Source organism: Isoptericola maris (genome assembly GCF_048065335.1).
Lineage (GTDB): Bacteria > Actinomycetota > Actinomycetes > Actinomycetales > Cellulomonadaceae > Isoptericola > Isoptericola rhizosphaerae.
The window spans coordinates 194,212-212,373 of record NZ_JBLUNY010000005.1 but is presented as its reverse complement, the minus strand read 5'-3'; the positions used below and the strand labels follow the sequence as shown (position 1 = coordinate 212,373).

Annotated in this window: 20 protein-coding genes and 2 pseudogenes; 8 read left to right on the top strand and 14 right to left on the bottom strand. The window is 73.2% G+C overall.

Features of this window, described 5'->3' with window-relative positions:
• Positions 1–6: 6 nt before the first annotated feature.
• The 3 genes from ACH5HR_RS10130 to ACH5HR_RS10120 are packed head-to-tail and all read right to left on the bottom strand — an operon-like array spanning position 7 to position 2,121.
• Positions 7–1,149, bottom strand: coding sequence for a hypothetical protein (locus ACH5HR_RS10130; protein WP_416477677.1), 1,143 nt, complete (start codon positions 1,147–1,149; stop codon positions 7–9).
• The gene (locus tag ACH5HR_RS10125) at positions 1,146–1,463 is read right to left on the bottom strand and encodes a LysM peptidoglycan-binding domain-containing protein (RefSeq protein ID WP_402375484.1); all 318 of its coding nucleotides are present in this window, start codon (positions 1,461–1,463) and stop codon (positions 1,146–1,148) included. Before ACH5HR_RS10125 ends, ACH5HR_RS10130 begins: the two co-directional genes overlap by 4 nt.
• Position 1,464: 1 nt before the next feature.
• A complete protein-coding gene (locus ACH5HR_RS10120; RefSeq protein WP_402375482.1) occupies positions 1,465–2,121 on the bottom strand; it encodes a hypothetical protein in 657 nt (218 codons plus the stop codon).
• Between the two features lie 210 nt (positions 2,122–2,331).
• Here ACH5HR_RS10120 and ACH5HR_RS10115 point away from each other — a divergent pair, with 210 nt between their 5' ends.
• Complete coding sequence (locus ACH5HR_RS10115) at positions 2,332–3,003, top strand: AfsR/SARP family transcriptional regulator (protein ID WP_402375480.1); 672 nt, start codon at positions 2,332–2,334, stop codon at positions 3,001–3,003.
• Between the two features lie 9 nt (positions 3,004–3,012).
• Here ACH5HR_RS10115 and ACH5HR_RS10110 read toward each other — a convergent pair whose 3' ends face one another.
• From ACH5HR_RS10110 to ACH5HR_RS10100, 3 genes are all read right to left on the bottom strand, one after another.
• Positions 3,013–3,861 (bottom strand): hypothetical protein, encoded by an 849-nt coding sequence (locus ACH5HR_RS10110; protein ID WP_416477674.1) that lies wholly within the window; start codon positions 3,859–3,861, stop codon positions 3,013–3,015.
• 73 nt (positions 3,862–3,934) lie between these two features.
• Positions 3,935–4,999 (bottom strand): glutathione S-transferase family protein, encoded by a 1,065-nt coding sequence (locus ACH5HR_RS10105; RefSeq protein ID WP_416477672.1) that lies wholly within the window; start codon positions 4,997–4,999, stop codon positions 3,935–3,937.
• Positions 4,996–5,589 carry an HhH-GPD-type base excision DNA repair protein gene (locus ACH5HR_RS10100; RefSeq protein ID WP_416477670.1) on the bottom strand — a complete coding sequence of 198 codons (594 nt, stop codon included), beginning with the start codon at positions 5,587–5,589 and terminating at the stop codon, positions 4,996–4,998. Before ACH5HR_RS10100 ends, ACH5HR_RS10105 begins: the two co-directional genes overlap by 4 nt.
• A 119-nt stretch (positions 5,590–5,708) precedes the next feature.
• Between ACH5HR_RS10100 and ACH5HR_RS10095 the strand changes: the two genes are divergently transcribed.
• A complete protein-coding gene (locus ACH5HR_RS10095; protein ID WP_416477668.1) occupies positions 5,709–6,335 on the top strand; it encodes a hypothetical protein in 627 nt (208 codons plus the stop codon).
• Between the two features lie 5 nt (positions 6,336–6,340).
• On the opposite strand, the gene ACH5HR_RS10090 is transcribed toward ACH5HR_RS10095, so the two are convergent.
• Genes ACH5HR_RS10090 through ACH5HR_RS10080 form a run of 3 tightly spaced genes read right to left on the bottom strand, consistent with a single transcriptional unit; the run spans position 6,341 to position 9,283 of the window.
• Positions 6,341–7,186: an ATP-binding cassette domain-containing protein gene (locus ACH5HR_RS10090; RefSeq protein WP_402375470.1), complete on the bottom strand. Its 846-nt coding sequence runs from the start codon at positions 7,184–7,186 to the stop codon at positions 6,341–6,343.
• Positions 7,183–8,268, bottom strand: a complete 1,086-nt coding sequence (locus tag ACH5HR_RS10085) for a putative F420-0 ABC transporter permease subunit (RefSeq protein ID WP_416477667.1) — start codon at positions 8,266–8,268, stop codon at positions 7,183–7,185. The genes ACH5HR_RS10090 and ACH5HR_RS10085 overlap by 4 nt, the downstream gene beginning before the upstream one ends.
• The gene (locus ACH5HR_RS10080; RefSeq protein ID WP_416477665.1) at positions 8,261–9,283 is read right to left on the bottom strand and encodes a putative F420-0 ABC transporter substrate-binding protein; all 1,023 of its coding nucleotides are present in this window, start codon (positions 9,281–9,283) and stop codon (positions 8,261–8,263) included. The genes ACH5HR_RS10085 and ACH5HR_RS10080 overlap by 8 nt, the downstream gene beginning before the upstream one ends.
• Before the next feature lie 229 nt (positions 9,284–9,512).
• On the opposite strand from ACH5HR_RS10080, the gene ACH5HR_RS10075 reads away from it, so the two are divergent.
• From ACH5HR_RS10075 to ACH5HR_RS10060, 4 genes are read left to right on the top strand one after another with little or no spacing between them, the layout of a single operon-like run.
• Positions 9,513–9,938 (top strand): CoA-binding protein, encoded by a 426-nt coding sequence (locus ACH5HR_RS10075; protein WP_402375465.1) that lies wholly within the window; start codon positions 9,513–9,515, stop codon positions 9,936–9,938.
• A 43-nt stretch (positions 9,939–9,981) separates the two neighbouring features.
• Positions 9,982–11,523, top strand: a complete 1,542-nt coding sequence (locus ACH5HR_RS10070; RefSeq protein WP_416477664.1) for a molybdopterin-dependent oxidoreductase — start codon at positions 9,982–9,984, stop codon at positions 11,521–11,523.
• Between the two features lie 19 nt (positions 11,524–11,542).
• The gene (locus tag ACH5HR_RS10065; protein WP_402375461.1) at positions 11,543–12,322 is read left to right on the top strand and encodes an SDR family oxidoreductase; all 780 of its coding nucleotides are present in this window, start codon (positions 11,543–11,545) and stop codon (positions 12,320–12,322) included.
• A gap of 50 nt (positions 12,323–12,372) precedes the next feature.
• Entirely contained in the window at positions 12,373–13,044 is a 672-nt protein-coding gene (locus ACH5HR_RS10060) for a universal stress protein (RefSeq protein WP_402375460.1), read from the top strand.
• On the opposite strand, the gene ACH5HR_RS10055 is transcribed toward ACH5HR_RS10060, so the two are convergent.
• Together ACH5HR_RS10055 and ACH5HR_RS10050 are read right to left on the bottom strand one after the other, a co-directional pair.
• Entirely contained in the window at positions 13,013–14,338 is a 1,326-nt protein-coding gene (locus ACH5HR_RS10055) for an MFS transporter (RefSeq protein ID WP_416477661.1), read from the bottom strand. The genes ACH5HR_RS10060 and ACH5HR_RS10055 overlap by 32 nt on opposite strands.
• Positions 14,338–15,138: an alpha/beta fold hydrolase gene (locus ACH5HR_RS10050; protein WP_416477659.1), complete on the bottom strand. Its 801-nt coding sequence runs from the start codon at positions 15,136–15,138 to the stop codon at positions 14,338–14,340. Before ACH5HR_RS10050 ends, ACH5HR_RS10055 begins: the two co-directional genes overlap by 1 nt.
• 106 nt (positions 15,139–15,244) lie before the next feature.
• On the opposite strand from ACH5HR_RS10050, the pseudogene ACH5HR_RS10045 reads away from it, so the two are divergent.
• Both ACH5HR_RS10045 and ACH5HR_RS10040 read left to right on the top strand, forming a co-directional pair.
• A pseudogene (locus ACH5HR_RS10045) lies at positions 15,245–15,613 on the top strand (maleylpyruvate isomerase family mycothiol-dependent enzyme); the annotation flags it as partial.
• A 34-nt stretch (positions 15,614–15,647) separates the two neighbouring features.
• Entirely contained in the window at positions 15,648–16,511 is an 864-nt protein-coding gene (locus ACH5HR_RS10040) for a PHP domain-containing protein (RefSeq protein WP_416477658.1), read from the top strand.
• A gap of 151 nt (positions 16,512–16,662) precedes the next feature.
• Here ACH5HR_RS10040 and ACH5HR_RS10035 read toward each other — a convergent pair whose 3' ends face one another.
• The 3 genes and pseudogenes from ACH5HR_RS10035 to ACH5HR_RS10025 form a co-directional block, all read right to left on the bottom strand.
• Positions 16,663–17,205, bottom strand: coding sequence for a GNAT family N-acetyltransferase (locus ACH5HR_RS10035; RefSeq protein WP_416477657.1), 543 nt, complete (start codon positions 17,203–17,205; stop codon positions 16,663–16,665).
• A gap of 107 nt (positions 17,206–17,312) precedes the next feature.
• Positions 17,313–17,444, bottom strand: a complete 132-nt coding sequence (locus tag ACH5HR_RS10030) for a hypothetical protein (protein WP_402375558.1) — start codon at positions 17,442–17,444, stop codon at positions 17,313–17,315.
• A gap of 94 nt (positions 17,445–17,538) precedes the next feature.
• A pseudogene (locus tag ACH5HR_RS10025) lies at positions 17,539–17,976 on the bottom strand (histidine phosphatase family protein); the annotation flags it as partial.
• Positions 17,977–18,162: the final 186 nt, after the last annotated feature.

Here is an 18,162-nt window from a genome sequence, read left to right as displayed (position 1 = left end):
GCCTCCTCAGACCCGCACCACGGGGACGGTCGATCCGTAGCCCTCGCGGACCAGCGTGAAGTCGGCCGTGTAGCTGCCGCGCGCCACGCGGTGCTGCACCCTGCGCACGTACCACAGGCCGTCGTGCGACCATCCGGCGCCGCGCATCCCCACCAGCCCGCGGGGCCGCAGGACCGAGCCGTACGCACCGCCGTCGAGCGTGCCGGTCGCCTCGACGCAGTCGATGCTGGAGTCCGTGATCCCCTGGGCCCTGGCGAGCGCCGTCGTCGCGGGCACGCCCGAGTCGCGGTACTGCCGCGTGCGCACGTCGGGCTGCTGCACGGCCCACACCGGCAGGGCGGCCAGCGGCGGGCGCAGCGAACCCACGGTGCGCACCGGCACCACGGTGCCGAGCCGCGGGTCCTGGACCTGCCCCTCGACCAGCTCGGGGCCCAGCGCGTCCTCGCGGAACCGCGGCGAGCCGGTGACGTTCGTGTCCGGCCCGAGGTCGACCGACAGGGCGGGCTGAGGCGCCCCGGCGCGGACGGGCGGGCCCCAGTACAGGGTGCTCGTGCCGGGTGCGGGGCCGGGGACCATGGCGACCACGTACCCGTGGTAGTGCGCGAGCATCTCCAGGTGCTCCCAGTCCGTGCCCTGCTGGGTGGGGATCCGCTCGATGGGCAGCGGCGGGTCGAGGGCGGGCGGCGGGACGACCTGCGGCACCACGCCCTGCGGCAGGTACGGTGCCGCGATCTTGAGCACCTGCAGCATGTCGTCGAGGCCCACGTGCTCGGTGGGGGCCTCGTGCCGGTCGAGCAGCAGGGACAGGTCGTGGCCCGTGACCTGCAGCTCGGCAGCGGTGTCGGCGCTGCCGGGCGTCAGCGCCGTCTCGGTGACGATCCCGTCCGCGAGCACCACCGGGACGGCGCCCACGGTGAGCATCACCACGACCCGCGCGTTGGCCCGCAGCGGCGAGGACGTGAGCAGCGACGTGTCGAGGGCCGCCGTCGGGCCGCTGCGTCCCGCGTCGAGCGTGACCGTGAACGCCGAGCGGCCGGCGTCCGACTCCGTGACCGTCACGCCACGCACGCGGGACGTGACGTCGGGCGGCAGCGGGACCGGTACGGTCCGCCCCGCCAGCACGGTCAGGTGCACACCCAGCAGCGTCATGGTCCCCCCACCCCCGGCTGCGGCACGACGATCTCGGTGCCGACGGCCTCGGCGTCGACGAGCTCGTCGGGGTCCAGCGCCGCGTTGGCGTCGCACAGGCGCCAGAACCCCAGCGGGTCACCGGTGAACCGGTAGCTCAGGAGGTCGAGCCGGTCGCCGGGCACGACGGTGTGGCGTGGCGCGGGCGCGCCGTCGCCGGCGTCTCCGGCCGGGGGCGGCAGGCTCCGACGGCGGTGGTAGCGCACGCTGCGACGGGTGCCGTCCGCGGCGACCACCTCGAGGGTGGCGGTCTCGACGTCGTCGTAGCGGGACATCTCAGCCTCCCACCGACAGCTCGACGCCCGCACCGACCGCGCCCGTGACTCCCGCGACCGAGGCGAGGGCCTCGGCGGCGACGTGGTGCGCCACGTACAGGGCGAACCCGGGGTTCGTGGGGGACAGGTCGTCGTACGTCAGGGTGCTCAGCGCGACGTCGACGCTCGCGCGGATCGGCGCGAGGACCTGGTTGAACGCCTGCTCCCGCACCGACAGGCTCTCGACGGTCACCGGTACCACCCGGCCCGGGCCCCAGACGAGCACCGTCAGCGGTCCCTGCGGGGGCAGCACCTCGATGGTGCCGGCCGCCAGCAGCCCCGTGTTGATCGCCACCGACGCGGCGCTGGGGTGCAGCAGCATCTCGAGGGCAGCGAGCTGCGGTGCGACCCCGGCGGTGGTCGCGACGGGGTCGGAGGCCTCCATGCCGTCCGTCGCGTCGAGCTCGAGGGTCATCGAGATGGACTCCGTCGGTGCGCCCCAGATGCGTTGGGCGTCCGATCCGCCGCCCGCGCCGGACGGCGGGGTCCGCGGCCGGATCTGGCGTGTCACCTCGTCAGGGTTGTACTGGAAGACCACGATGCGGGCGAGCGGGCTCACAGGGTCGACGGCGACGACGGCGCCCGGCAGGACCCGCGGATTGCCCGGAAAGCTGCTCATGCCCGCCATGCTGGGCCGACGGCGTCACGCAGGTGTCACGCCGTCGTCACCCGGCGCGTATCAAGGGCGAGGGTGGACGCCTCTTGTCAAGAGGAGGGAGCGTGCGCAGGGGCGCGCGTCGTACCGCGCGGGTTGGCCGTCGCCGTGAGGGGGGATCCGATGGGGACCGAGGGACATCGCAGACTGCCGCCGCCCCGGCCGGCACCGCAGGTGTCGTTGCGGCTCCTGGGCGGGTTCGTGCTCGAGGTCGACGGTCGGGCGGTCACGCTGCCCGTGGGCGCCCAGCGGCTCGTGGCGCTGCTGGCGCTGCGGGGTCGTACCGGTCGGAGCCAGCTCGCCGGTCGTCTCTGGCCGGCGACCGTCGAGCAGCGGGCGCTGGCCTGCCTGCGGACGAGCCTCTGGCGCATCAACAACGTGGCGCGCGGCCTCGTCGTCTCCGCGCACGGCACGGTCGAGCTCGACTGCACCGACGTCGACGTCGCACGGCTCGTCGAGCGTTCGCAGGCCCTGCTCGGGGCGGACGACGTCGACACGGACCTCTTCGACGCCACCGCGGGCGAGCTGCTGCAGGACTGGGACGAGGAGTGGCTGGCCGCCGAGCGTGAACGTCTCCACCAGCTGCGCCTGCACGTGCTGGAGGAGGGCGCGCGACACCTGGCCGACCAACGGCGCTTCGGACTGGCGCTGGACGCCGCGCTCGCCGCGGTGCGGGCCGACGAGCTGCGCGAGAGCGCGCACCGCACGGTCATCGCGATCCACCTCGCCGAGGGGAACCTGTGCGAGGCCCGTCGCGCCTACCAGGTCCTCGCACGGACCCTGCGCAGCGAGCTCGGCGTCGAGCCCTCGCCGTCCACCCGGGAGCTGGTCGACGCCCCGCGGTGATCGGCCGGCTCAGCCCAGCTGCGCCGTCAGCACGATCTCGTCGCCGACGTCGAGCCGCACGTCGCTCAGGCGCACGCCCGGAGGCAGCGCGCCCGCGAGGTCGATCCGCCGGCCGGCGACCTCTTCGACGCGCCCCTTCATCGTCCCGAGGAGCGCCCCGACGATCGGGTTGCCGCTGGAGAGCTGGACGTCGCCCACGGTGAGCACCATGGCGTCGTCCACCGCGGCCGACGCGGTCGCGGTGATCTTCGCGGAGAGGAACATGCCCTTCTTGATCGACGCGCCGATCGCGATGGCGGCGTCCCGTGGGCCGGTCTGGTCGATCCGCAGGTCGAAGTCCGTGAGCTGGATGCCGTTGCCGGCCAGGGCGACGGTGAGCAGCCCGCGCACGGTGCCGGCCAGCCCCTCGCGGGAGACCGCGACGCGCGCGTTCCCGGTGACGGGCGCGTCCTCGGACGGCTCGACGAGCTCGGCCCCGACGGAGCCGTCGGCTCCGGCCACCCATGCGAACAGCACGCCCTGCAGCTCGGCAGCCAGGTCCACCGGGAGGTCGACCGCGGTCAGGGGGTGCGCGTCGAGGCGAAGCGTCCGCAGCACCGCCTCGTCGCGGGAGACGACGTCGGGATCCCACGACGGGGCCTCGGGTGCTTCGCCCTGGACGGGGACGAACGCCACCCCCGTGAGGTCGATCTCGAGCGAGTGCACGTCCGCGCCGTCGAGGTTCGCCTCGATCCGCGCCTGGTCGAGTCCGTGCACCTGACCGCCGGCCGCGTCGCCGAGGGCGTCGCGCAGCCGTGCGGAGAGGTCGTCACCCGTCGCAGGGCGCGGGGCTGTACCGAGAGGGAGCAGGGAGGTCATGACGCCCGAGCCTATCCGGCCCCCGGCCTGACGGCGGCACTGCCGCTCGGGCGCGGCACGTCGGCGCCGCCGGTCATCCTGGCGCGAGCGGGCTGTGCCCGGCCGCCACCTGTTCGCCGTCGCGCACCGGACCTGGCTGGGTGCCGCCGCCCCACGGGTCGTCGCCGAGCGACTCGCGCCCGTGCGGGTCGAGCCAGCCGCGCAGGTCGGGTCCGGCGGGCACGATCTGCGTCGGGTTGATGTCGGTGTGCACCACGTAGTAGTGCTCCTTGATCTGCGCGAAGTCGACGGTGTCGCCGAACCCGGGCAGCTGGAAGAGGTCGCGCGCGTAGGCCCACAGCACCGGCATCTCGGTGAGCTTGTTCCGGTTGCACTTGAAGTGCCCGTGGTAGACGGCGTCGAACCGCACCAGCGTGGTGAACAGGCGTACGTCGGCCTCGGTGATGGATCCACCCATGAGGAACCGGCGCTCCGCGAGGCGTTCTGCGAGCCAGTCCAGCGCGGTGAAGAGCCGGGCGTAGGCCTCGTCGTAAGCCTCCTGGGAGCCGGCGAACCCACAGCGGTACACGCCGTTGTTGACCTCGGTGTAGACGCGGCGCATCACCGCGTCCATCTCGGCGCGTTCGGCCGGGTCCTCCGGCAGCAGCCGCGGCGCACCCTCGCGGTGGTGCTCGGCCCACTCGGTCGACAGGTCCAGGGTGATCTGCGGGTAGTCGTTGGTGACCACGGCACCGTCGCGGGTGTCCACGATCGCGGGGACGGTGATGCCGCGCCGGTAGTCGGGGTCGCGCGCGAAGAATGCCTCCTGCAGGCGTTCGATGCCCAGCACCGGGTCCTTGCCGCCGGGGTCGAGGTCGAACGTCCAGCTACGTTCGTCGTGCGTCGGGCCCGGCAGGCCCAGGCTGATCGCGTCCTCGAGACCGAGCAGCCGGCGCACGATGATCGAACGGTTCGCCCAGGGGCAGGCCCGCGCGGCGACGAGCCGGTAGCGGCCGGCCTCGACGGGATAGCCGTCGGCGCCGTCGCGCGTGACGCGTGTGCTGATGTAGTTCGAGTCGCGCACGAACTCCTGGCCCTCGACCGTGTACGTGCCGCCCTGGGAGTGCTCCGGGCGTCCCGTCGTCGTGCCGTCGTTCACCTGGTCTCCTTCGCGGCGGCCTTGGCCGCCTTCTTGAACGCGCGGACCTCTTGCAGGGACTCGGCGCTGGTCACGTCGGCGATCGACCGGCGCGACCCCTCGTCGCCGTAGTGGCCCGCCGCCTCGCGCCAGCCCGTGGGCTCGACGCCCCGCTGCTTGCCGAGCAGCGCCAGGAAGATCTGCGCCTTCTGCGTGCCGAAGCCGGGCAGGGCGTTGAGCCGCTTGACGACCTCGGCGCCCGTCGGCGCCTCGCCGGAGGTTCCGGGCTCCGTCCAGATCCGCGTCACGTCGCCGTCGTAGTCGTCGACGACGGCGCGGGCCACCGCCTGCACGCGGCCCGCCATCGAGCGCCCGTACCGGTGGATCGCCGGGGGAGTGGTCGCCATCGTGACGAACTCGTCCGGGTCGGCGTCGGCGATCGCGCGGGGCTCGAGCGTCCCGAACCTGTCGAGGATCTTGCGGGGTCCGGCGAACGCGTGCTCCATCGGGTACTGCTGGTCGAGCAGCATCCCGATCAGCAGCGCGAACGGATCGTCGCCGAGGAGCGTGTCCGTGGCCGTGTCGCCGGTGATCCAGAGGTCGGTAGCCATGCGTCCATCCTGCCGGATGTCGCCGCCGGCTGCGGCCCGGCGGGCACCCGCCGGCACTTGTCCACAGGCTGTGGACGACGGCGGCGCGGGGCTGCCCCGTCGTCGTAGCGTCGCCCGGCATGAGAGCACACGAAGCACCGCGCACCCGCTCGGCCGGTCGCCCGCGCCGGGCGATCATCGGCGTGGCGACTGCGGTCGCGACGGCCCTGCTGGCGGCCTCCTGCGCCGGTCCGGCGCAGGATCCTCCGCCGGCCGACCCGGACCCCATCGAGGGCACCACCGGGAGCACCGTCGAGAGCACCCCGGCCCCCGACACCCCGGAGGCGGACGTCGACGGCGCCGTGGCGGCGCTGGAGCAGTATCTCGCCCTGGAGCAGCGCGTCTACCGCACCGGGGACGCCGGCGAGCTGGAGAGGATGTCGGCACCCGAGTGTGCGGCCTGCGCGACGAAACGCGACATCGCCCTAGAGGCGGTCGCTGCGGGCATCGAGATCGAGGCGGGGCCCTCGCGCGTCGAGCTCGTGCGGCGGGTGCCCGCCGAGGAGGTCGTGGCACCCGAGGATCTCGACCCGGAGATGGACAAGGACGTCTACCTGCTGGAGACGCGGGTGCACACGACCGGAACGACGCTGCGCACCCCCGAGGGCGAGGACCACATCCCCGCCGGGCAGTACGGCCTCCGGGCGACGCTCCTGGCCGGGCCGGACGGGAGCTGGTACGTCGTCGACCTCACCGAGAGCGCGTGATCCCGTCAGACCTCCTCGAAGGTCAGGACGGGCCGGCCGGTGCGGGGATGGCGCAGCACGGTGGTCCGCACCCCGTACACCGGGTCGATCACCTCGGGCACCAGCACCTCGTCGACAGGCCCGGCAGCGACCACGTGCCCGGCATCGCCCGGAGCGAGGACGACGGCGTGGTCGCAGGTCGCCGCGGCCAGCGAGAGGTCGTGCAGCGCGGCCAGCACGGTGACGCCCTCGACGGTGAGCTCGCGCACGAGCCGCATCGTCGCCAGCTGGGCCGCCACGTCCAGGTGGTTGGTCGGCTCGTCGAGCAGCAGGACGCGGGGCGCCTGGGCGAGCGCGCGGGCCATGTGGACGCGCTGGCGCTCGCCGCCGGAGAGCGTGGTGACGTCGCGTGCGCTCAGCGCCAGGGCGCCGACGCGGTCGAGCGCGGCGCGGGCGAGCGCCTGGTCGTCGTCCGTGGGACCGGCGAGCAGCGACCGGTGCGGGGTGCGCCCGAGCAGCACGGCGTCGAGCACCGTGACCGGGAGCTCGGTGGCGGCGTCCTGCTCCACGAACGCCAGCATCCTGGCCCGCCGACGGCGTGGCATCGCCAGCAGGTCCTCCGCGCCGGCAGCCCCGGCCAGCGAGACCCGTCCGCCGTCAGGTCGCTGCACCCCGGCGACCAGTCGCAGGAGCGTGGACTTGCCCGTCCCGTTGGGGCCGAGCAGCCCGGTCACGGCGGCCGGCGGAGCGGTCACGTCGACGTCGTCGAGGATCAGGCGTCCGCCGACGGACCACCGCACCCGCTCGGCCGCGAGGCCGGCGTCCGGCGCGGCATCCGCGACGTGAGCCGAGCGTTCGGAGGTCTGCGTCATGAGCGGGCCCGTCCTTTCCAGAGCAGCACGGCGAACACCGGGGCACCGATGGCGGCGGTGACGATCCCCACGGGCAGCTCGCGCGGGGCGAAGACGGTGCGGGCCACGGTGTCCGCCCAGACCAGGAACGTCGCCCCGCACAGCATGGACAGCGGCAGCAGCGCGCGGTGCCGCGCCCCGACGAGCTGCCGGACGGCGTGCGGCAGGATCAGCCCGACGAACCCGATCGCACCCGACTGGGACACCAGCGCACCGGTCAGCAGAGCCACCGCGAGCAGCAGCCCCCACCGGACGCGGGCCACGGGCACGCCGAGCGCGGCAGCCGAGGTGTCCCCGAAGGTGAAGGCGTCCAGCAGCGACCCGGTCGAGGCCAGCACGGCACCGATGACGAGCGCGGCGCCGCCGGCCACGGCCACCGACGTCCACGTCGCACCCGCGACGGAGCCCAGCAACCACGACAGGATCTCGCGGTACTGGTCGCCCTTCGCGGACCAGAAGATGACGAAGCTCGTCGCGGCGGCGGCGAGCTGGGACACCGCGAGCCCGGCCAGCACCGTCCGCGCGGGGGAGAGTCCGCCGGCGCCGCGGCCCGACGCCGACGCGAGCGCCAGGGTGGCGACGAGTGCCGCCGTCGACCCCACGAACGCCGCGACCGGCAGCACCGCCGTCAGGCCGAGGACCAGCACGCACGCCGCGCCGAAGGACGCCCCCGAGCTCAGGCCGAGCAGGTACGGGTCGGCGAGCGGGTTGCGGGTGAGGGACTGCATCACGACGCCGCACACCGCCAGCCCGGCCCCCACGGCGGCGGCGGTCAGCACTCGGGGCATCCGCAGCTGCCACACGATGCCGTCGGTGAGCGTGTCGGGGGCGGCGAGCCCGAGCATGTCGCCGAGGCCGACGCGCGTGGCCACCACCTGTGCCACGTCCGACGGCATCAGCCCGGCCGGGCCGATCGCCACGGCCACGACGACGGTCCCCACGAGCGCCGTCGTCGTCCCGGCGAGCCACGCGAGCAACCGCCGTCGCGACAGCGTCCCCGCACGGGGGGTCGCGGCGGTGGCGCGCGCGGCCGTCTCAGTCATCGACGTCGATCCCGGCGAGCTGCTCGGACAGGTCCCGCGCGGCGTCCGCGTTGCGGACACCCGCCTCGGAGGCAGGGAACGGCACCACGAGGTAGCGCTCGGCCTGCACCGCGCTCAGGCTCGCGGTGGCGGGGTTCTCCTCGAGCCGCGCGATCTTGTCCTCGGCGCTGTTCCAGGCGGCGTCCACGAGCACGACGACGTCCGGGTCGGCGTCGACGATCTCCTCCCAGGCCATGGGGGTCCACGTGTCCTCGACGTCGCCCGCGACGTTGGTGAGCCCCACGGCGTCGAGGATCATCTGCGGGGCGCCGATCCCGGCGCCGACGTACGGGATGTCGCTGCCCGAGGAGTACCAGAGCGCGTCCAGGCGGCGCTCGTCGGGCGTGATCGCGTCGAGCGTCGCGCGCTGCTCCGCGACGAGCTCCTCCGCCTTGCCGGTGACGTCGAAGATCTTCCCCGCCTCGCGGATCTCCGCCCACACGTCCTCGAACGTGAGCGGGTTCGGCATGTACTCCGGGTCCTTGCAGGCCGCGGGGGCCACGTAGGAGTGCACCCCGAGCGACGCGAGCGTCTCGCGGTCGCCGACGCCCTCCGCCGACACGTTCGATTCCCAGCCGGCGTACACCAGGTCGGGTTCGAGCTCGAGCACGGCCTCGGTGCCGGGGACCTCGTCGCTGAAGGGCTCGGCGACGGCGGTGCCCTCGGCGTCCGCGGCGAGCCACTCGGGCACCTGGCCGTCGAGGAACGCCGCGCCGACGATCCGGTCGCCGAGCCCGAGCGCCAGCATCGTCTCGGCGGTCGAGGACTTGATCGTCACGACGCGTTGGGGGGCGGCGTCGATGGTGACCTCGGTGCCGCAGTTGTCGAGCGTGAGCGGGTATCCGGCGTCGGCCGTCGAACCGGGCGCGCCCGGATCGTCCGGGGCGGCCTCGGCCGGGTCGCCGCCGGGCGAGCAGGCGGTGAGTGCCAGGACGGCAACGGCAGCGGGCAGGACGAGCAGGTGCGAACGAGGCACGCGGAGGGCTCCCTCTCGAGCGGTCAGCGCTGCGCCGCACAGCAGCGGGCGCAGCAGAAGCAGGGCGGGCGCGTCATCTCGCACCGAGGGGGACCTACGACCCAGAGGGAGGGGCCGCGCCGACGAGCGATTCACCGGTGCCCGTGGTCCGCCTCACCAGCCTATGACACCGTCCAGGCTGTTCGGCGGTCTGGGGAACACGGCACCGCACCGCCCGGTTGGCACCGACATGACGACTTCACGGGCCCCGCAGGGCGACGACACGATCCGGCGAGTCCTGGAGGACACCACCACGTGGGCGGTCGTGGGGCTGTCCACCAACACCGCGCGTGCCGCCTACGGGGTCGCCCGGGTGCTGCAGGAGCACGGCAAGCGGGTCGTGCCGGTCCACCCGACCGCCCCCACCGTGCACGGCGAGCAGGGCTACGCGAGCCTGGCGGACATCCCGTTCGACGTCGACGTGGTGGACGTGTTCGTGCGCTCCGAGCTGGCGGGCGACGTCGCCGACCAGGCCGTCGAGATCGGCGCCCGGGCGGTCTGGTTCCAACTCGGCGTCATCGACGAGAGCGCCGCCGAGCGGGTGCGCGGTGCAGGCCTCGACATGGTGATGGACCGCTGCCCGGCCATCGAGCTGCCTCGCCTCGCCACCTCCTGACGGCACAGCCCGCCGCGCGCCGGGCGGTGGGAGAGTGGACCCCATGAGCAGCAGGAGCACCGGTGGCTGGTGGGCGGCCCTCGCCGGGGTCGTGGCGGCCGCTGCCGGCTTGGCACTGGCCGAGCTCGTCGCTGCGTTCGTCGACCCCGTCGCCTCTCCGGTGCTCGCGCTCGGTGGCGCCTTCGTCGACGTCGTCCCGCCGTGGTTGAAGGACGTCGCCGTCGAGTGGTTCGGCACCGCTGACAAGGCGGTCCTGCTCGCCACGATGGGCGTGGTCCTCGCCGGGGGCGCGGCGCTGGCGGGCTGGCTGGAACGGCGGGTGCCGCCGTCGGGCGCCGTCCTGCTGGGCGCCGTGGGCGTGGCCCTCGCGCTCGTCGCGATGAACCGCCCCGGCGCCACGACCGCCTGGATGTTGCCCAGCCTGATCGGCGTCGGGGTGTCGGTCGCGCTGCTGCGCGTGCTCGTCGCCCGGCTCCCCGCCCCGGCTCCGGCCGGCACCCCCGTGCCCGACGGCGGAGCCTCCCGCCGGACGTTCCTCGCCTGGTCGGGGATCGCCGCGGCCGGGGCGGTCGTGTCCCTGGTGGCGGCCCGTGCGGTCTCCGCGGGCAGCCGTGCGGTCGAGGCCGTCCGCGAGGCGATCAGGCTGCCGGTACCGGCGAGCCCCGCGGGGGCGGTCCCGGCGGGCGCGGACCTGAAGGTGCCCGGCGCCGAGCCGTACCTCACCCCGAACCACGACTTCTACCGCATCGACACGGCGCTGCGGGTCCCCGCCGTCGACCCGGCCGAGTGGTCGCTGCGGGTCACGGGGCTGGTGGACGAACCGTTCGAGATCACCTGGGACGAGCTGCTCGCGCTGCCCATGACGGAGCACCACGTGACCCTGGCCTGCGTCTCGAACCCGGTGGGCGGTGACCTGGTCGGCAACGCGCTGTGGCTCGGCTACCCGGTCCGCGACCTGCTGGCCCGCGCGCGGCCGCAGGCGGACGCCGACATGGTGCTGTCCTCCAGCGTCGACGGGTGGTCCGCCGGCACACCGCTCGAGATCCTCACCGACCCGGAGCGTGAGTCGCTGCTGGCGATCGGCATGAACGGTGAGCCGCTGCCCGAGCAGCACGGCTTTCCGGCGAGGCTCGTGGTGCCCGGACTGTACGGCTACGTGTCCGCCACCAAGTGGGTCACCGAGCTGAAGGTGACCCGGTTCGCCGACGACGAGGGGTACTGGACGCCGCGCGGCTGGTCCGCCCTCGGCCCCGTCAAGCTGCAGTCGCGGATCGACGTGCCGCGGTCGGGGTCGGTCGACGCCGGCGAGGTGGTCGTCGCCGGGGTGGCCTGGGCGCAGCACACCGGGGTCGACGCGGTCGAGGTCAGCATCGACGACGGACCCTGGCAGGCGGCCGAGGTCGCCGAGACGGTAGGACCTGACACGTGGCGGCAGTGGCGCTACGTCTGGGACGCCACCGCGGGGGACCACACGGTCGCGGTGCGTGCCACCGACACCGCCGGTCAGGTCCAGACCAGCGACGAGGCCCCGCCGGCACCCGACGGAGCGTCCGGCTGGCACACCGTGCAGGTCAGCGTCGGCTGATCGCGGATAGTGTCGAGCCATGAACGCACCTCGTCGCATCCTGGTCACCGGCGCCTCGTCCGGGATCGGTGCCGCCACCGTCCGCCGGCTCCGGACCGAAGGGTTCGACGTCGTCGCCGCTGCCCGCCGTGCCGACCGGCTGGAGGCGCTCGCGGCCGAGACCGGCGCCGAGGCCTTCCCGCTCGACGTGACCGACGACGGTGCTGTCGCGAGCCTGGCCGAGCACCTGACCGCGACGGGCGGGCTCGACGGCGTGGTGAACAACGCCGGTGGCGCGTTCGGCCTCGACCGGGTCGAGGACGCCGACGTCGACCAGTGGCGGCAGATGTACGAGCTCAACGTCCTGGGCACGCTGCGGGTCACGAAGGCCGTGCTGCCGCTGCTGCGCACCTCGGCCGAGCGGGGCGCAGGCGCCGACGGCCCGGGCGTGGACGTCGTCGTCGTGACCTCGACCGCCGCGCACGGCGCCTACGAGGGCGGCGCCGGGTACACCGCGGCCAAGCACGGCGAGCGGATGCTCTCGACGACGCTGCGGTGGGAGCTCGCCGGCGAGCCGGTCCGCGTCGTGGAGATCGCCCCCGGCGCGGTCGCCACGGAGGAGTTCTCGCTGGTGCGGTTCGCCGGCGACGCCGAGAAGGCCGCCGCGGTGTACGAAGGCTTCCAGCCGCTCGTGGCCGACGACGTCGCCGACGCCATCGGGTACGCCCTGACCCGGCCGCCGCACGTCAACCTGGACCTCATGGTGATCCGCCCCCGCGCGCAGGTGCACAACTCCAAGATCGCCCGCACCGGGGTGTGACATCGTGCTGCCGCCTGGCAGACGCCTGCCGCCTCCACGACAATGGGTGCATGTCAGCCGGCCAGTACGTCCTCCTCGTCTGCGGCCTCTGGGTCGGCGCAGGATTGGCCACCATGCTGTGGATGGCCCGTCGCGGTCACCGCTCCCCGTGGTGGCTGATCAGTGCCGTCGTGCTGGGGCCGGTCCTCGCCGCCATGGCGCCCGACCGGGTCGAGCGCATCCCCCAGGTCCTGTCCTCCCAACGGCACGGTGACGCCGTCGACGGCGCGCGGGTCCTGGTCGGTGTCGACGGGTCGCCGGAGTCGGAGGCGGCACTGAGCGCGGCACTGGACCTCGTCCAGGACGGCCGGCGTTCTCTCCTGCTCGCGACGGTGGTGGACTACGACGCCGCGGCGGCTGACGAGCACGGGCGGCACGGAGTCGCCACCGACCGGCTCGAGGCGGCCCGGGCGCTCGCCGCCGGGCACGACGTGATGTGCGAGGTGCTCAGCGGGCCGCCGGCTCAGGCGCTCATCCACCGTGCCGGTCAGGACGACGTGGACGTGCTGATCGTGGGGCGCAGGGGGCGCGGACTGTCCGTGCGGCTGCTCGGCAGCGTGGCAGAGGAGGTGGTGCGCAAGGCGCCGGTGCCCGTGCTGGTGGCCGGCCCCACCGAGCCCCGAGGTCGTCGTGCCGATGCGCACGTCCAGGTCACGGACCCCGGCGGGACGAGTCCCCGGTAGCAGCACGCCGAGGTCGCGCGGACAGCGCGATGACCGGGAGCACGAGCAGGGCGAGCAGGCCCCCGCCCAGGGCGAGGACCGCGAAGCTGGACCCGGCCACCACGAACCCGGAACCGAGCCCGCCGGCGGCACCCGCCAGGGCCACGGCCAGGTCCACCGCCCCTTGGGTCCGTGCTCGGACGTCCAGCGGCACCGACGTCGTGAGCAGGGCGGTGCCCGATACCAGGCCGAGGCTCCAGCCCAGCCCGAGCAGCCCGAGCCCCACGGCGATCCCCGCGACGGACGACGGCGGGACGAGCGCCGAGACCAGCCCGGCCGCGAGCAGCGTGAGCGCGGCCGCGGCGGCGACGCGCACGGGGCCGAACCGGTCGGTGAGCCAGCCGGACAGCGGCGACGGCAGGTACATCATCCCGACGTGCACGGCGATGACGAACCCGGCGGTGGCCACGGCATGACCGTGCTGCTCCATGTGGACCGGCGTCATCGTCATGATGGCGACCATGACGCCCTGGGTCAGCACCATGATCGTGCCGGCGAGCAGCACGGTGCGGCTGACCTGGCGGCCGGTCGACCCTCCCACCGCCTCCGCGGCGGACGCGACCTCGGACGCCCCTGGCTCGGGCACGGCCCGCGCTGCACGTTCGCGGGCGAGCAGCAACGGGTCGGGCCGCAGCAGCACCCAGAGCACCACGCCGGCCGCCGCATAGGCGACCCCGCCGAGGAGGAAGGGCCCGGCGAGCGGCGGGATGCCCCAGCCGGCCGCGAGGTCACCCATGACACCGACGAGGTTGGGGCCGGCCACGGCACCGACGGTCGTGGCCACGAGCACGGTGCTCACGGCCCGGCCACGGTGCCGGGGCGAGGCCAGGTCGGCGCCCGCGTACCGGGCCTGGAGGTTCGTCGCGGTGCCCGCACCGTAGACGGCGAAGGCGACGAAGAGGAGCACGACGGCGTCTGCCACCGCGGCGAGGACCACCCCGGCGGCACCGACCGCCCCGGTGAGATAGCCGAAGGTCAGGCCGGCGCGGCGACCCCACCGCTGGGACAGGCGACCGACGACGAGCGCCGCGGCGGCGGACCCCGCGGTGAACAGGGCGGCGGGCAGACCGGCGTAGGCGGTGGTCGCGAGCATGTCGGCAGCGAGGAGAGCGCCGACGGTGATGCCGGCAGCGAGGCCGGCGCCGGAGAGGACCTGAGCGAGGACGAGGACGACCACCGTCCGGCGCTGTTGCGGGTCCACCACGGCAGTGCCGTCGGAGGAGAGGCCGAGCGCGGCCTCGGTGTCGTCGTGCATCAGTGCTCCTTGCCGAAGAATGCGCGCAGCACGCCGATCCAGTCGTCGAAGGCGTCGAGGTGGGCATCGTGCCCGGCGCCCGCCAGATCGGCGCGCCATGTCCCGGGACGACGGCGGACCAGCTCGTGCTTCGCCTCGGCGGTGAACATGCCTTCGTCGGCGAAGGCGGCGAGCGTCGGCGTGGTCAGGGCCTCCCACTCGTCCCACCGAGGCGCATGGACCGCCTCGATGACGGCCCGCACGACGTCGGCGTCGAATCGTGGGCGCAGGCCGTCGAGCGTGCGCTCGAGGTCGTCGATCCAGGCATCGGCGAGGGGTGAGTCACCGAGCACCCTTCGTGCGGCGGTCTCGTCGGCGAACGAGGGTGGCCATGTCGCGAAGAACTCTCCGAGCCCGCGTGCAGCGCCGGGATCGTCGTCTCCGGCGACGTGCCCTTCGAGCATGACGAGGCAGTCGACCAGGTCGGGCCGCGCAGACGCCGTGAGGAACGCCGTGTGGGCTCCCATCGACTGCCCGACGAGACGCACCGGGTGGTCGGCTAGCTTCTCGATCACGGCGACGATGTCGTCGACGAAGGCTTCACGCGACAGGTCGTCGGGTCGGCGCGTACTGCGGCCGTGCCCCCGTTGGTCGACCAGGAGCACGCGGAACCGGTCGGTGAGCGTGTCCGCGGTGGGCAGCAGCTCCCGCGAGCTTCCCGCAAGCCCGTGCAGCAGGATCACCGGCGGGCCGTCACCACCGCGGTCGGTGACCGCGAGGCTCACGCCGTCTCGCCGGACGATCAGATCAGACGCCGTCATCGGTCGTCGCCCTTTCGGTCTTGTCGGGTGTCGAGCCGAGGATACGGGTCTGGGCTTCGCGACCGCCTGCGGCCGGCGTGTGGTCCTGCTGGCAGCCGCCACCGCGATGAGTACGGCGGCGGTCACCAGCCTGTCTTGGCGCAACCGCCGCCCGATCCTCGGCGCGGGACCCGACCGAAGGAGTACGACCATGGACCAGAGCACCATGTGGGATGCCGTGCATGCGGAGCGTCGCAGCCTCGCCCGTGACCTCGACGGCCTCTCGGCGGACCAGTGGGAGGCGCCGTCGCTCTGCCCCGGGTGGTCCGTGCACGACGTCCTGGCGCACCTGATCGGTTCCGCGACGACAACACGGTGGGGGTTCGTCCGGCAGATGGCCGCCGCGCAGCTCGACTTCGACCGTACGAACGACCAGGGGGTGGCGCGGCACCGAGCGGCTGATCCGCGGCGCACGCTGGACGCGTTCCGCGCGGTGGTCGACCGCACCGACGACCGGGCAGCATGGGTCCATGACGTTGCCAGCCGACAGTCACGTGCACAGCGAGTGGTCATGGGACACCGGTGGCCCCGCTTCCCATGCGGTGGGGCGCATGCGATCCACGTGCGCACAGGCGGTGAGGATCGGGCTCGAGGCCATCTACTTCACCGAACACCTCGACATCCCCGACACCTGGCGCGCGGGGCCCGAGGACCTGATGCCCCACCAGCAGGGCTTCCTCAACAGCGCCGGCAGAGTTGACTTTGCACCGTTCGACGCTGCCGGCTACCTGGGTGCCATCGACCGCATGCGCCACGAGTTCCCCGACCTCCGTATCCACACCGGGGTCGAGCTCGGGCAGCCGCACCTCGTCGGCCGGCGGGCCGCAGAGATCGTCGACCTGGATCTCATCGATCGGGTTCTCGGCTCGCTGCATACGCTCAACCTCGGCGACGGGCACGCCGAGCCCCACACCCTGTTCCGTGAGCACGACCCGGCCGAGGTCATGGACGCCTACCTCGCACACGTCCCCGTCATGGTGAAAGGCTCCGACGCGTTCGAGGTCTTCACGCACATCGACTACGCGGTGCGGATGTGGCCCACTCGAACCGCAGGGCCGTTCGACCCACGCCCTTTCGAGGAGGGCTTCCGGATGGCTCTGCGGTCGATCGCCGAAGGCGGTCGCGCGCTCGAGATGAACACTCGGCGGCTCTGGTCGTGGATTCCGGAATGGTGGGCCGACGCAGGCGGGAAGGCGGTGAGCTTCGGCAGCGACGCTCACACACCCGACGCCGTCGCTTCCAACTTTCCCGAAGCGACCGCGATGCTCGAGCACTTCGGCTTCCGACCGGGAAGTGCAGCGGAGGAGCTTTGGGTTCGTTCTCGTTTTGTCTAGGCACATGTCGACGTGCAGCGCAGATTGTGCGGACCCGCCTGCCTACCTTGCGCGATCTCGGGCATGTCGTGCCGGAGGCGCAGCGTAGATCGAACTAGGCCACGGCCGACGGTGAGGGCTGGAAACTACGCCCGCTTGCCTCATGCCGTCGTCATACAGACAGGGAGTGACCTGGGTGCTCACCGATCCACTGCTCGACTCCGAACGCTTCTTCCCGAGCCACCTCGACAAAGCCCAGCCACTCCGCCAGGCGGATTGCGCGCACGTTCCCTGCCTGCGTCGGCACCATCACCCGTTCCGAGGGCGCCTCAGCAGCGAACCACTCGAGCAATGCTGCACACGCTTCCCGGGCGTAGCCCTGACCCCACACCTCGGGAAGGAAGAGGTATCCCAGCTCGACCCTGCCAGCAGTTGAGCGCACGGCGAAGTCCTCGTCGCGCCGCACGATCTGCACAGTCCCGATCATCGTCCCCTTTCGATCAACGATGAACTGACCGACCCCGACGCGAGGCTCCTTGGAGATCCGTCGCTCCAACTCGTCCCGCGACTGCGCGCCACCGATGTACTCGCCGACGTCAGGTGACGAGTACAGATCGATGATCGTCGGCCGGTCGCGAGCCTCTGGCAGGCGAAGCACGAGACGCTCCGTGCTGATCGGTGCAGGCGGCCACGCGACCGACCCCAAGTTCGCCACCCCGGCAGACTATCGCCGCCTATGCGCGTCGTCTTGGTCGCGCGATGCGGGTCGCATCGTCGCGCTTCGCTGATCGTCGGGGGAATCTACAGTCCGCCCGGCGTCCGTCAACGTTGCAGGTGCGACGTCTCTGCCACCGCCAGGACGGCGCGGTTGTGGAAGAAGTCGTCCTCGCGCAGCGTCGTGATGCTGCCCGAGTGCACGGGGAAGGCGGCGTGGCCGGCGGCCTCGATCGGCATCCCGATCCACGCCGCGACCACGAACGTACGCCGCGTACCCGTGGGTCACGATCACCAGGTCATCCACGTCGCGCGCCAGGGCGTCGGACGTCGCCTCGTAGACCCTCGACGCCACCTCCAGGCGCGTTTCGGCGCCATCGTTCCCCTCGTGGGGACGCAGCCGGTTGCCTACCGCCGGTGGCGGGACGAACCGTTCGCCCAACCAGGATTGCTCGCGTCCTTCCGCCACGCCGTACGACTTCTCCTGCAGTCGACTGCCGAGGTCGGGTGCGATGTCCAAAATGTCGCCGATCACTGTCGCCGTTTGCGCCGTCCGGCGAAGACCCGAGGAGACCAGGGACCGGCTGGGTCCGACGCCGATCCTCTCGGCCAGAGCTGCGGCGATCCGACCGGCGTCGTCGGGGCCTTTCGCCGTCAACTCGGAGTCGAACGGGCCACCGACCAGCCCGTCGACGTGGTGCGTCGCCAGGAAGATGCGGCACGCGGAGAATCGAGTCAGTAGCGCCCAACGCAGGAGCGTGGCACGCCCCACGCCCCACGCCCCACGCCATACGCCACACGCCCCACGGCCCGAAACGAGACCTGGAGCCGGCGAGCGGGCAGCTCGGCCAGCACATCAGCGGGGCGGTCTACCTGACCAAGCACCGGGCCGTAGCGTCACGAGTGTGAGCTTCAGGGCTTGCGGCACGGATCAGCGTCAGCGATATGACATGGGGCG